General features: G+C 68.8%; 13 protein-coding genes. 4 read left to right on the top strand and 9 right to left on the bottom strand.

Annotation, left to right across the window (positions count from 1 at the left end; translation table 11 throughout):
• Positions 1-11: 11 nt before the first annotated feature.
• On the bottom strand, positions 12-1,733 hold the full coding sequence (gene kdpA, locus A5696_RS17930) for a potassium-transporting ATPase subunit KdpA (protein ID WP_067881867.1): 1,722 nt from the start codon (positions 1,731-1,733) through the stop codon (positions 12-14).
• A gap of 611 nt (positions 1,734-2,344) precedes the next feature.
• Here kdpA and A5696_RS17925 point away from each other — a divergent pair.
• Positions 2,345-2,731, top strand: coding sequence for a PPOX class F420-dependent oxidoreductase (locus A5696_RS17925; RefSeq protein ID WP_067881864.1), 387 nt, complete (start codon positions 2,345-2,347; stop codon positions 2,729-2,731).
• On the opposite strand, the gene A5696_RS17920 is transcribed toward A5696_RS17925, so the two are convergent.
• The 5 genes from A5696_RS17920 to A5696_RS17900 all read right to left on the bottom strand — a co-directional run bounded on the left by A5696_RS17920 (position 2,715) and on the right by A5696_RS17900 (position 7,411).
• Entirely contained in the window at positions 2,715-3,878 is a 1,164-nt protein-coding gene (locus A5696_RS17920; protein ID WP_067881860.1) for a zinc-binding dehydrogenase, read from the bottom strand. The genes A5696_RS17925 and A5696_RS17920 overlap by 17 nt on opposite strands.
• A gap of 12 nt (positions 3,879-3,890) precedes the next feature.
• Positions 3,891-5,294 (bottom strand): wax ester/triacylglycerol synthase family O-acyltransferase, encoded by a 1,404-nt coding sequence (locus A5696_RS17915; RefSeq protein ID WP_067881857.1) that lies wholly within the window; start codon positions 5,292-5,294, stop codon positions 3,891-3,893.
• Positions 5,295-5,449: 155 nt separating this feature from the next.
• Entirely contained in the window at positions 5,450-6,436 is a 987-nt protein-coding gene (locus tag A5696_RS17910; RefSeq protein WP_067881854.1) for an SDR family NAD(P)-dependent oxidoreductase, read from the bottom strand.
• 19 nt (positions 6,437-6,455) lie between these two features.
• Entirely contained in the window at positions 6,456-7,157 is a 702-nt protein-coding gene (locus tag A5696_RS17905) for a cutinase family protein (RefSeq protein WP_067882013.1), read from the bottom strand.
• Between the two features lie 80 nt (positions 7,158-7,237).
• Positions 7,238-7,411 carry a CsbD family protein gene (locus A5696_RS17900; RefSeq protein ID WP_067881851.1) on the bottom strand — a complete coding sequence of 58 codons (174 nt, stop codon included), beginning with the start codon at positions 7,409-7,411 and terminating at the stop codon, positions 7,238-7,240.
• A 95-nt stretch (positions 7,412-7,506) separates the two neighbouring features.
• Between A5696_RS17900 and A5696_RS28030 the strand changes: the two genes are divergently transcribed.
• Positions 7,507-7,659 (top strand): hypothetical protein, encoded by a 153-nt coding sequence (locus A5696_RS28030; protein ID WP_197517013.1) that lies wholly within the window; start codon positions 7,507-7,509, stop codon positions 7,657-7,659.
• 59 nt (positions 7,660-7,718) lie between these two features.
• Positions 7,719-9,023: a serine hydrolase domain-containing protein gene (locus A5696_RS17895; RefSeq protein ID WP_067881848.1), complete on the top strand. Its 1,305-nt coding sequence runs from the start codon at positions 7,719-7,721 to the stop codon at positions 9,021-9,023.
• Here the strand turns inward: A5696_RS17895 and A5696_RS17890 are convergent.
• From A5696_RS17890 to A5696_RS17880, 3 genes are read right to left on the bottom strand one after another with little or no spacing between them, the layout of a single operon-like run.
• Complete coding sequence (locus A5696_RS17890) at positions 9,020-10,075, bottom strand: dihydrodipicolinate reductase (RefSeq protein ID WP_067881845.1); 1,056 nt, start codon at positions 10,073-10,075, stop codon at positions 9,020-9,022. The two genes, A5696_RS17895 and A5696_RS17890, sit on opposite strands and share 4 nt — an antisense overlap.
• 40 nt (positions 10,076-10,115) lie before the next feature.
• Positions 10,116-11,273 (bottom strand): hypothetical protein, encoded by a 1,158-nt coding sequence (locus tag A5696_RS17885; RefSeq protein ID WP_067881842.1) that lies wholly within the window; start codon positions 11,271-11,273, stop codon positions 10,116-10,118.
• Positions 11,270-12,589, bottom strand: coding sequence for a hypothetical protein (locus A5696_RS17880; protein WP_067881839.1), 1,320 nt, complete (start codon positions 12,587-12,589; stop codon positions 11,270-11,272). Before A5696_RS17880 ends, A5696_RS17885 begins: the two co-directional genes overlap by 4 nt.
• 99 nt (positions 12,590-12,688) lie before the next feature.
• Between A5696_RS17880 and A5696_RS17875 the strand changes: the two genes are divergently transcribed.
• On the top strand, positions 12,689-12,988 hold the full coding sequence (locus A5696_RS17875; protein WP_067882010.1) for a hypothetical protein: 300 nt from the start codon (positions 12,689-12,691) through the stop codon (positions 12,986-12,988).
• Positions 12,989-12,990: the final 2 nt, after the last annotated feature.

Here is a 12,990-nt window from a genome sequence, read left to right as displayed (position 1 = left end):
CTCCCATCCCGTCAGACTCCGAAGTGCCCGGAAAAGTGCTCGGCCATCGGGCCAAGGGCGAGTACCGGGAAGTAGGTGAGACCTACCAAGATCACGACAATCGCAGCGAGCAGGGCAGTGAAAAGCGGCGTGTCCGTGCGCAGCGTCCCGGCGGTGACCGTGTATTTGCGCTTGCTTGCCAGCGAACCTGCCAGTGCCAGCGCGGGAATGATCTCGAAGAACCGCCCGACCCACATGGCCAGCCCCAGCGTCGAGTTGTACCAGGGGGTGTTGCCGGCCAACCCGGCGAACGCCGACCCATTGTTGTGCGCGGCAGAGGTGTAGGCGTAAACGACCTCGGTCACCGCATGTGGCCCCGTCGTCGAGATTTGGTGGGCCGCCGACGGCAGCAGCAGCGAGATGCCGGCGAACGTCAGCAGCGTGACCGGTAGGACCAATATGTAGATCGCCGCCAGTGTCATGTCCCCGGCCAGCAGACGCTTGCCCAAATACATCGGGGTGCGTCCCACCATCAGCCCGGCGATGAAGGACGTGATGAGCACAAAGATCAACATTCCGTACAGGCCGGTGCCGGTGCCGCCGGGGATGACCTCCCCGAGCATCATGTCCGACAACGACAAACCACCGCCCAGCGGCGTATAGCTCTCCATCGCCGCGTTCACCCCGCCCGTCGAAGTAGAAGTCATGGTGACGGCGTTCAATGCCGAACCGGTCGCTCCAAGGCGCAGATCCTTGCCCTCCAGGTTGCCGCCGGGATTGTCGGCAGTGGGGTATTGGGCGATGCCGAACTGTGGAATGTGCGAATTGCCATGGGCTTCCAGCGCCGCCACCAGCACCACCGAGAGCGTGTACAAGGTGGCCATGGCGACGATCACCACCGTCGCCTGCCGCATGGATCCGACGAGTCGGCCATACGCCCACGGGAACGCGAACGGTATCGACGCGGCCAGCCAGATGGTGAGCACGTTGATGACGGGATTGGGATTCTGGAACGGGTGGGCCATGTTGGCGCCGAAGTAGCCGCCGCCGTTGTCGCCGATCATCTCGATGGGCACCATGCTCGCCACCGGGCCGCCCGGGATGCTTTGTTGGAGCCCGGAAATACTCGACACGACGCGGGTGGGATGGAAGTTGTCGATCACGCCGCCGGCGAGCAACACGATGGCGAACGCGAAGCTCATGGGTACCAACACCCGCACCAGAGAGCGCACCGTGTCGACCCAGAAATTTCCCAAAGTTGTTGTCCGCGTTCGGATCACGCCGCGGATGAACGCCGCGGCCAGCGCCATCCCGATGGCGGCGGACAAGAACTGATGCACCACAAGCGCGAACATCTGGCTGAACTGGCTCAGCGTCGATTCGCCCGTGTAATTCTGCCAGTCGGTGTTGGTGACGAAGCTCACCGCGGTGTTGAACGCCAGCGGCGGGCTGACCGCGCCGAAATGATCGGGGTTGCCGGGCAGCAGGTGCTGTACGCGAAATACCAAGTAGTTCAGCAGCACTCCCACCAACGTCAGGGCCACCGCCGAGCCGACGAATGCGGTCCAGCGCTGCTCACTGTCGGGGTCGATGCGCAACAACCGGTAGATCAGTCGCTCCACCGGCAGGAAGAACGTGTCCCCCGGCGCCTTCTGGTTGCCGTACACCTTGGCAAGGTAATTTCCCAGAACGGGTGTGCTGGCGAGCAGAAGCGCGAACACCGCCGCGATCTGCGCCCAACTTGCCGCAACCATCTAAAGGTCTCCCCGCCGGATCAGTCCGTAGACCAAGTAGGCGCCCAGCATCACGGCGACGACAATCCCTGTCACATCGTCGAACGTCATACCGATCCGGCCTCGGTCCGCGGTGCCCGCCGGCGGTCCGTTTCCCCGAGCGCGGGCTCCTCGGGCGGCGCCAATCGATCGCAAGCAACGGCAAACCCGACGGCCGACGCGGTCAGCACAAGTAGCAACGCCACGAACGCCAGGTCCAGCATGACCGACCTCCGATTGAACAGCGGTTGGGATGAACGTACGACAACCATGCGCGGCACTACTGCCGCATATACGCAATTTTTGCGCCCCGATTCGCGCCGCAGTAGGGCCATTCGACTCTGCGCCTTATGCGCGGACCGCGATTGACCTGAACGTTTGGGCTGCTGCCCGGGCGGCGCGCTCGCCTTGCGCATGTCACCGAAAACGACTCCCGCGTAGCGGGTTACGAGGCGCGCCCCTCCTCGATTATGAGAAATCCAGTGCGGGCAGCCTGCTGGGCAGGCGGGGCCGGCACTGGCTACGCAAAAGGTTAGGAAGTCAGACGATCGGGAATTGTCCTGCTGAGCTCATGCAGAGATAGGAAAAAAATCGTGCCCCTCCGCTTTCAGGACGTGATCACGTCCAAGTACCTGCTGCTGACCACCTTCACCAAGGACGGCCGTCCCAAGCCGACACCGATCTGGGGCGTGCCCGACGGCGACAAGCTGCTGGTCATCACCGACGACGGGTCGTGGAAGGTCAAACGGATCAACAACACGCCGCGGGTGACGATCGCGCGCAGCGCCGCACTGGGCAAGCCCAGGAGCGAACCGGTGGAAGGGATCGCCCGGTTGCTGCCGAAGTCGGAGACGCGGCGGGTCTACAACGCCGTGCTCAAGCGGTACTGGTACCACGCCTGGTGGTTCTATGCGCACTCGATCGTGCGGGGCGGCATCGACAAGGTGCACGTGGGGCTGGAGATCACGCCGGCTGCGTAGCGTCGCTGCGGGGGTCGATCAGGATCTTCGCGTGCGCCTCGGGGTCCCCGAGCGCATCGAACGCGGCCTCGACGCCGCCGAGCCCGACCGTCCCGGTGATCAGCGGCGCGACGTTGACCTTGCCGTCGGCGAGCATGCGCAGCGTGTCGCGGAACTCCAGCGGGGTGTAGCCGAGCACGAACCGAAGGTCGATCTCCTTGTTGATCGCCATCGACGGCCGGATGTGGTCCGAGCCCATGCAGACGCCGACCACGACGACGCGCGAGAACAGTGGCGCGCTCGCGATGATGCCGTCGATGATGCCGGGGACGCCGACGCATTCGAAGACGACGGGGTGCGCGGGCGTGGCGGCGCCGGCCGCTTCGGCGGCGCGCCATAGGTGCCACCAGGGCAGCCGCAGCTTCTGCATCTTCTCGATCGTGCCGACCGCCAGGTCGAACGCCTCGACGATGCCCTTGAGGTGTTTGCGGCTGGCATCCGTCGCATACGGCGAGTCCTGCGCGGGATCGACGACGATGTCGGCCCCGCAGGCGGTGGCCAGCGCGCGCCGCCCGGCCGAGAAGTCGCTGGCGACCACGGTGCGCACCCCGCGCGCCTTGAGCATGCAGATCACCGCGAGACCGATGGGCCCGCAGCCGATCACGATCGCCACGTCGCCCTTGCCCACCTCGCCGCGGCGGACGGCGTGCCAGGCGACGGCCATCGGCTCGGTGAGGGCCGCCACCTCCGGTGACAGCCCGTTGGGGACGGCGAACGTCAGCGACTGCTCGACGAGGAGCTGCTCGGCGTAGGCGCCCGGCGCCATCGCCGACAGCCCGATCCCGTGCACCTCCTTGCCGCGGCGCAACAACGGCAGCGCGACGACATGAGTGCCCGTCTTCGGCGCCTTCCGCGTGCCGGGGCCGTAATCGAGCACCTCCCCACAGAATTCGTGACCGAACACCACGTGCTGGTTCGATCGCATGAACGCGTCGTAGCCGGCTTCGACCATCACGTCGGCGAGTTCGTCGCAGTGGTGGCGCGCATGCAGGTCCGATCCGCAGATGCCACACCGCAACACCTCGATGAGCAACTGACCCTTCGCCGGGGTCGGGGTCGGGGTGTCGACGAGCTCAAGCTTCGCGTTGGTACAGGTGACGCTCTTCATCCGTCGATCTTCCTACACCGTGGCGGGTTTCCGGCGCGCCGGTTGCAGTCCCGCCGCTTCCTTCAGTTCGTCGTAGGCCTCCCTCGTGCAACGCGCGAGTCGCGGGAGGCCGTCGAGCGCGGCGCTGTTGCCGACGAACCCGAAGTCCATGCTGTCGTGATAGGACGCCATCGTGGCGTTGAGCCCGATCGAGGCGGCGAGGGCCGAAATCGGGTAGATGCCGAGCAGTCGCGCACCGTTGAGGTAGCGGATCTCCTTGGCGCCCGCCATATTTGAGATGACGAGGTTGCACGCGGGGTGGGCCACCCGGTCCAGGTGTGTGGACGACCCGAGGCCGGCGAGCGCGACGAGCCCGGTCGCGTAGGTTATCGCCGCCTCGTTGGACATGCGGCCGAGTTCCTTCTTGCACGTGGCGACCGAGTCGGTCACTTGCCGGATTCGTTCGGACACGCTCGCGCCGGGCTCGCCGAGGCGCGGAAATATCGCCGACACGCGGGTGCCGATCGCGGTGTCCCCGTCGGCCCGCATGGACACCGGACACATCGCGATGAAGGGGTGCGCGACGTCCCGGCCCGTCTCGCGCAGGTAGGCGTGCAGCCCCGCGTCGACCACGGTGACCGCCACGTCGTTCAGGGTCGCCCCGAACCGTCGGCCGACCTCGCGCATCTCGTCGAGCGGCAGGGACAGCGTCGCGAAGCTTCGCCCGATCTTGAGCGGCTCGTTGGTGGGGCCGTGCTGCGCGGCGAACGGCAAGCTGCCCTCGAGATGCGACCCCAACACGCCCGCGAGGACCTTGCGCAGCGCGCCGACCGAGACCTGGTTCACCGCACCGACCTGGGTGAGGGCGCCCCGCACCGCATCGGCGATGCGCCCGGCGAGCGGCGTCGGGGGATGCGGCGCGGGTTCGGGCGTGCTCAGCGCGAAGGCGGGGGTGGGCACGCCGCGCCGATCGGTCGTGCTCAGCCCGGCGTACAGCCGCCGCAGGCCCGACTCGCCGTCGATGATCGAGTGATGGGTCTTGGTGTAGATCGCGAACATTCCGTCCGGCACACCGTCGATCACCCAGCAGCGAAACAGCGGCCGATCCCGGTCGAGTTGTGGTTCGTGTAGGTCGGCGACCAGCCGCAGCAGGTCGTCGTACGAGGCTCGGGCGGGCAGCGCCAGGTGCCCGACGTGGTAGTAGGGGTCCCAGTCCGTCACCTCCCGGAAATGGGGGGCGGAGCGCCCGAGCAGCTCGGGGACGTAGTTGAACGGCGGCACCGGCGTGCACGCCCGATACGCCTGCACGATCTCGCGCACGACGGGCGCCCGGCCCGCGGGCTTCTTGAACAGCAGCATCGCGCCGACGTGCGTCGTGCCGGCCGGTGATTCGATCAGCAGCCACGAAAGGTCAAGTGGCGGAATGGTTTTCGTCATGACACAGCTCCTAGCCGAAGGCTACGGCGATGTTCCCGCACCGGACCGCGGCCGGGGAGAGGATTAGGCCCCCGTTACGGCAGCCGAAAGTCCCTCGCCAGATTGCAACGGGCGACCCGAGAAAGGTCGGTAGTTGCACGGTCGACGCAAAGGGCTTAGCGGCCCGCCGTGCGCAGGGCCGCGAAGGTGTCGGCGATGGTTTCCTTGGGATCCCGGTAGGTGATGCCGAGTTCTTGCTCGCTGGGCGAGTCGTCGGACGCCGGCATCTGGGTGTAGTACTGCATCCCCGCCGATGTGATCGGCGTGTCGAAGGGCAGAAACCGGCCCGCCCGATCCATGACCGCGCCGGCCACGCGCAGCGCGGTGTCGGGGATGGGGACCGCCACCATCGGGGTCCCGGCGACCTCGCCCAGCATCGCCGCGAGCTCGGCCGCGGGGACCCGGTGCCCACCCGCGGTGTAGCGGCGCGGCCCCCGCCCGGGCTTCAGGAGCGCGGCGTGCAACGCGGCCAGATCGCGGGCGTCGACGATCAGCCAGGCCGCGCTGCGCCCCGGGATCGCGTGCATCTGCACGGCCGCCCTGACACCCTCGCCGGCCTCCCCGAATTGGTTGCCGACGGGCGGGCCGAGCACCATGCCGGGATAGGTGATGTTCACCGGGGCGCCGGCGTCCTGTAGCCCGCGCGCATAGATTTCGACCTGCGCCTTGGACGTGCCGTAGCCGTCGGCCCCGCCGACGACCGGCAGGTCCGCCGTCAGCGTCTGAAGGCCCGGGTGAAACAGCGCCGTGAAGCTCGACACGTGAATGATCGGGTCCAGTCCGAGCTCGACGGACTGGCCGAGGACGTTCTGCGCGCCCTGCATGTTCGTGGTCAGCATCTCGTTGGTCTGCCGCGGGTCGACGGCCACCAGGGCGGCGCTGTGCACGACGGCGTCGCAGCCGCGCAACGCGTCGCGCACCGAGACCCGATCGGTGATGTCGCCGACGGCGAAGTCCGACACATCGACACCCAGCTTGGCGACGGAGGTCTGCAGCCGATCCGGATTTCGCACCAGGAACCGGATGGAGTGTCCCGCGTCGGCGATGGCCTTGGCGGTCCACCCGCCGACGAATCCCGTCCCGCCCGTGACCAGAACGTGCATGCTGCGATTCTGCCCGGGGCTACAAATGGCTCGCCGCGTAGGTCGCGGCTTGGCCCGTCATGCCGTTCATCGGATAGGACATGTGCGCGAAGGCGTCGTTGCCGTCACCGCAGATCCCGTCGCCCGGCGCGCACAACTCGAGCGTCTTGGGCTGATACAGCGGTCCGATGACGATCACCGGCGCGCCGTACTTCTGCAGCCACGGACCCGACGGCGTCCCGAACAGCGTGACCGCCGCGACGTGGTTCGCGATCTCGGGTGGCATCGGCGGGGGCACCGCGGACGCCGGGACGCCCGCCGGGACGGCGGCCGACGTGACGAAGCCCGCCACCGCGGCGCCCTGGGAGTACCCGCCGAGCACTTCCTTGGTGTTCGGGCAGTTTTTCGCCATCGACTCGATGTGCGTGCCGGCGTCACGGATGCGGTCGATGACGGTGGCCGGGAAATCCGGATTGGAAAAGTCGGTGCTGGCGGGGTAGTTGACCGGATACACCCCGAGCGACCTGCCGCCTACCTGCCCCCGCAACGCGTCGACGAATGACCCGCCGACGCCGCCGACGCCGGGTGGTTCGCCCGACCCGCGCGCGAAGACGACTTCGACGTCGGGGCACGGGTCGGCGGACGCGGCCGGGGTGGGGGCGCCCCAGAGTGCGAATGCCGCCGTGACCGCCGCGACTCCCAGGGATGTGGTGAATCGGCGCATGCTCGAAGACCTCCGCATCGTGTGTCGTTTATTGATGTTCGACGCCAATCGCGCTGTGGATTGTCGATCGAACCAACGAACGACCAGCGGGCCGTCGATTACTTCTTGAACGCGTCCTTCACCTTTTCCCCGGCGTCTTTCAGGCTCGACTTCGCCTGGTCCGCCCGGCCTTCGTCCCTGGTTTCGTGGTCGCCGGTGGCCCTGCCGATGGCCTCCTTGGCCCGGCCGCCCAAATCCTCGATCTTGTTCTTCGCCTTGTCCGCGCCGCTCATCTGCGTGCCTCCTGATCGCGTCGTTGTGCTGGGTGTGGCTACCCGGCGGCGGGCGACCTTGAAACCCCGAAGGCGATCCGCCCATCATGGACGGCGTGAGCACCGCAATCGTGGTGGCTATCGTCGCGGTGCTGATGCTGCTGGGCATCGGCATGGTGGTCAACCAGCTATTTCGGCTCAGGAAGTGGTTGAATGCCGCGCCCCCGGAGCGCCCACCCGGGGACGAGGCTCCCCGACCGCCGGAGTGATCCACCCGCGGCCCGGTTTGTGTTCAGGGCGCTGACCGGCTGATAGCTTCATTTCCGTGATGGCACCTCGCCGGGGGTCCACCCTGCTTGTGACCGACGACGGCCTGCCGCGCGGGGTGTCCGGTGCCGCCGACCCTCGTTTCTCCAACGTCGTCGGCCTGTTCGCCCGGTTGTTCCCCGGTCGTCGGTTCGGCGGCGGAGCGCTGGCCGTCTACATCGACGGCGCGCCCGTCGTCGACGTCTGGACCGGCTGGTCGGACCGGGCCGGCACCGAACGCTGGGCCGCCGACACCGGCGCGATGGTGTTCTCGGCGACCAAGGGGGTCGCCTCGACGGTGATTCACCGTCTGGCCGACCGGGGCCTGCTGTCCTACGACGATCCCGTCGCCGACTACTGGCCCGACTTCGCGGCCAACGGAAAAGCCGACATCACGGTGCGCGACGTCTTGCGGCACCGGTCCGGGCTGTCGCACCTAAGGGGCGTCACCAGGGCCGAGCTGATGGACCACCTGCTGATGGAGCAGCGCCTTGCCGCCGCGCCCGTCGATCATCTGCGGGGCGTGCAGGCCTATCACGCGCTGACCTACGGATGGCTGCTGTCCGGTCTGGCCAGGGCGGTGACGGGCAAGGGCATGCGAGAGCTGATCCGCCAGGAGATCGCGCGCCCGCTCAACACCGACGGACTGCACCTCGGTCGCCCGCCGGAGGGCGCGCCCACCAAGGCGGCCCAGATCCTGTTGCCGCAGGGGCGTTTGCGGGCACCGGTGTTCAATTTCGTCGTGCCGAAGCTGGCCGGTCTGCCGTTCTCGGGCGCCCTGGGCGCGATGTACTTCCCCGGCGTCGTCTCCCTCATCAAGGGCCGGACGGAGTTCCTCGACGGCGAGGTGCCGGCGGCCAACGGTGTGGTGACCGGCCGCGGTTTGGCCAAGATGTATGCGGCCCTGGCCAACGGGGGCCGCATCGACGGCAAGAAGTACTTGTCCGAGGACTTGGTGCGCGGGCTGACGGGCCGGCCGCAGCGCAAGTGGCCCGACGCAAACATGGTGGTGCCCATGCCATTTCATCTGGGCTACCACGAGTCGCCGGTGCCCGGCCTGCTGAAGGGTTTTGGTCACGTGGGTCTGGGCGGAACCCTGGGCTGGGCCGACCCGGAATCCGGCAGCGCCTTCGGCTTCGTCCACAACCGGCTGCTGACGCCGTTGCTCTTCGACATGGGATCGTTCGCCGGACTGGCCGGCCCGCTGCGCAACGCGATCGAGGCCGCCCGCCATCAGGGCCCGCTCGAGGTGCCGCAGCTCGGCGCGGCCTACACCAGAACCGCGCGGCGGAAGGCCGCGACGGCGGTGGCGTCGGGAGGCGGCTAGCCCCTGGCGTAGCCGCGGGGCAGCGTCAGCGGGAGGTCGGCGTAGGTGACGATGCCCGGCGGCGCGGCGACGACGGCCGGGATCGCGTTGATGACGGGCATCGCCGTCATGATGTGCCCGAGCGCCATGAAGTCGGCGATGGTCTCGGCCTGGAAATACGGGGGAGGCAGGAAGCCGACCTTGGTGGTCACCGTCGGCTGCCCGTCGATCTGGATGACCCAGCCGTCCTGGTCGATCTTCCAATCCGGCTCGAGCGTCTGCCCCTTGCGCCACCGGACGTTGAGGTCGATCAGGGTCTTGCCGCCGACAATGCCCTGCCAGCTGATGTAGACGCCGGCGACGCAGCCCGCGGCAATCGTCCAGGACGCCATCTCGAGATCGGCTGTGGTCTGGGCGAATTCGGCCACACAGCGCACCTCGTCGAGCTCGACGCCGAGCGCGTCGGCCAGCAGCCGCACGGCCTCGCCGAAAATCGCCGTCCCCTTGCGGGCCATCTCCGGGAGCTCGGGGTGGTCGATCGGCTGGCCGAAGCCCACCGGCTTCTCGGTCGCGGGTGAGTCGTAGAAGGTGGTGTCGGCCGCTTCGATCACGCTGACCTTGTCGATCCTGTTGCACACCATCGCCGAGACGATGGCCAACAGCTCGGCGAAGCCGGGGCTGACGCCGGAACCGAAGATCGTCGACCCGCCCTTCTGACAGGCCTCGACGATTCGGTCGCGACCCTCGCCCAGGTTGGCCCCGGTGATGAAGGAGGCCGTCGTCACCACGTTGACGCCCGCCGACAGGATGCGGACCAACTCGTCCACGTCGATCCACATGGGGTTGTAGACGACGCAGTCCGGTTTCAGCGCGAGCAGCGCGTCGACGTCGTTGGTGGCGGCCACGCCGAGCGGCGCGATGCCGACCAGCTCGCCGGCGTCGCGGCCAACCTTGTCCTGCGACCAGGCATAACAGCCGACCAGTTCCAGTGCCGGGTTGTCGGCGATCGACTGGAGCGAGCTCGTTCCGACGTTGCCGGTGTTCCACTGGACGACCCGATAGTTGTTTGGCACTCGCTCAGCATAGGGAATGATGCCCGGTCGGGCGAGAAGCTCAGTAGTCGGATTCGGCGGCCAGGATCTCGGCCAGAAAGGCGTCGTTCGGGGGCCGGTCCAACCGGGCCCGCGCCCACCGGCGGACCCTGTCGCGGGTGTCGCGCGACTCCGTCGTGCCCGGCACCTCGGCGCCGACGATCAGCGACGTCGCCGACCAATCGTGGTCCCAGGCAGCCGATTCCGTCACCGGCCGCTGCTCGCTGTCGACCAGGGGCACGGTGGCGTCGCCGTCGGCGTCCAGGGCGCCGCTGCCGCTGATGGCGCCGGAACGCAGCTGTACCGCGATCCCGGTGGCCGGGCCGGGGCCGATGACGGCCGCCTGCACGAAGGCGACCACGCGGGCGCCGGCCACCTCGACGCTCCAGTCCACGGTGTTCTCGCCCGCGTCGAAGATCCCGGGCGGCACGGCACTCCAGCTGATGGACGCGACGCCTCGGGCGATTGGGGCCGCGTCCCGCGGGGCCGCTCCGGTGCCGGCGGCCAGCGCGTAGTCGTCGCGGCGTCCGCCCGGTCGGGCCGGCTCCCCGGTAAGCGCCAGCCCCGAATCATCCAGCGCCGCATACAGTTCCGGCCATCCGGGGCCGTCCACACCCACCTCGTCGGCCAGCCCGGTGCCTGCGCGCACCAGATCCAGGATCCGCGGGTCGCCACCCCGCGCGTGGGCGATCAGGGCGGCGGCGTGCGGTGCCAGCAGCTCGGCCACATCCGAATCCAGGGTGTCGTCGGTGAAGAAGCCCTGTGCGCCGGAGGTCAGCAGCGCGACCTCCACGTCGAGCACTGCGGGGTCGAGCGCGGCGATGCCGTCCCGGCGGCTGACGGGCCACCAGCGCCGCAGCCAATGGCCCACGGCCAGCCGCCGGAGCGGGGCGAGGGACCCGGGCACGATCTCGACGCCGGAGAGCTCGATGCCCTGCGGCCGATCGGCCGCGCCGTCGACCGCCGACACCAGCGCGACATGACCGGACTCGCCGAGGACGCGCCAAAGCCAGTCGGCGCGTGACAGGTCGGTGAAGGCGATGTGGGTGCCCGCGTCCCCGGGCGGATCGTCGACCATCCAGGACAGCACCGCGCCGCTGACTTCGAGCACCGCGGCGAGCGGCGACTCGGCGGGGGCGGTCCCCGTCGTCCACAGGCCGGAATCGGCGGCCAATCTCATCCGGCCACCTGCAATTCCAGCATCGCCTTGATCCGCTGCCGGTGATCCAGGCTCACCGACCGCGCGACCCCCGCCAGCAGGGACCGCACCTCGTCGACGTCGTCGCAGGGCTCCTGCCAGACGTCGCGCCCGTGCAGTCGCGCCCAGAGCCGGCTCAGGTAGGGCTGCGCGTAGCCGGCGAGGTCGTCCACCACCTGGCGCTGGCGGGGATGGATCGGGCCGCCCTCGGCGAGGTAGCGCCGCGCGTGCAGCACGTAGGCCTCCTTGCGCAGCCGGGCCTGGATCTGGGCCGCCAGCGCGTAGCGGCTGGAGACGGAAGGGTCGAGGGGAGCCAGCTCGACGGCCACCTCGATGCCGGCGACGAGCGTGGCCTGCTTGTCCTCCGACAGCAGTCCCCACGGCGCGGCCGCCCGGTCGACCTCCTCCTCGCAGAGCAGCGGGATGTCGGGCAGCGCGTCGCGGTCCAGGGCGCGCCGCAGCGTCGCGCGCACCCGGTCCACCACGCTGCGGTCCAGCGGGCGGTCACTGTCGGATTCGCCCGCGATCCGGGGCCGGCGTTGTGGCTCAGACGAACTCAGGCCGAGCTCGGCGATCGACCACGGTAGCTCGGCCCCGTCCAACCGGACCAGCGCCCCGAGGTTGTACGGGGTGGCGTCGGCGATGACGGCCGACCAGACGCGCTGGCGGGCCGACGCGGCGCGATGGCCGTGGGCGGGTCCGAGCACGGTGGCGAGCTCGGCCAGGAACGGGCCGGTGGCGGTGTGCGCGGCCCGCACGTCACCCCAGCTGCGGTCGAGCTGGTCGGCCAGCCTGCCGACGACATCGGGGCTCGCCACGTATTGGCGCAGCACCTCGATCGCGGTGCGGTCGCGGCCCTGGTGGATGTCGGTGAGCACGGTGGCCGCCGTCTCTCGATCCTGTGGTGCCGGTGGGCCTTTCGTCACCGCGAGCTCGAAGCAGACCGGGAAGTACAGTTCCTGGGCGTTACCGGTGCGGATCCGCTGCCTGCGTCGCTCGAGCTTGAGGGTGTCGAACCATGCTGCGGCGTAACGCAATTCGCGCGCGCTACCGACGATCAGATCGTGCATCGCGGCCGCGGTCTCCGGCGGGACGACCGGTGCCGAGTACTGCGGGTTCGATCGCAGGCGGAGCACCAGGGGGTCGATGATGCGTTTGACGGTCCGGCTCAAGGGGCCGCCGTCGTCGCTGCTGAGCACCTCGACGCCGGGGCCGATCGCGCGCCACGCCGCATCGATCACCGACCGGCGCGGGTGACCCACGGCGACGTCGGGCGCAACCTGCGAATCCGCGCTCATCAGGCCAGGATAGGGGCAATCGCAAAATATCGGCAGCCGAAAAGTTGGGTTCGGTAGCCGTCCGGCGGTTAGAGCCTGATGGGCATGAAAAAGCTACTCATGCTGCTGACGGGAACGGGCCGGCTCGCGTTCGTGCGGCGTCCCATGGCGGCGGGTCCCACCGTCGGCGTCGGCACCGTGCGCAAGGTGGGCGACGAGCGCCAGGTGTTCATCGAGGTGGTGGCGGTGTCCGGCGAGACGTTCATCGGGAGGCTGGCGCGCGGCGAGGGTGATCTCGACGTGTCGGTGCTGCGGCCCGGGCTGGTCGTGCTGGTGGCGTTCGATCCCGCTGCCCGCGAGGAACTTTCGTTGCCCGATGATGTTCTCGCCGTGCACGCGTCCTGGCTGGCGTCGGTCTGAGG

Origin of the sequence: Mycobacterium sp. E2699 (assembly GCF_001666745.1) — a bacterium.
Classification (GTDB): Bacteria; Actinomycetota; Actinomycetes; order Mycobacteriales; family Mycobacteriaceae; genus Mycobacterium.
The sequence above is the reverse complement of the archived record's forward strand: the minus strand, read 5'-3'. Positions and strand labels throughout refer to the sequence as shown.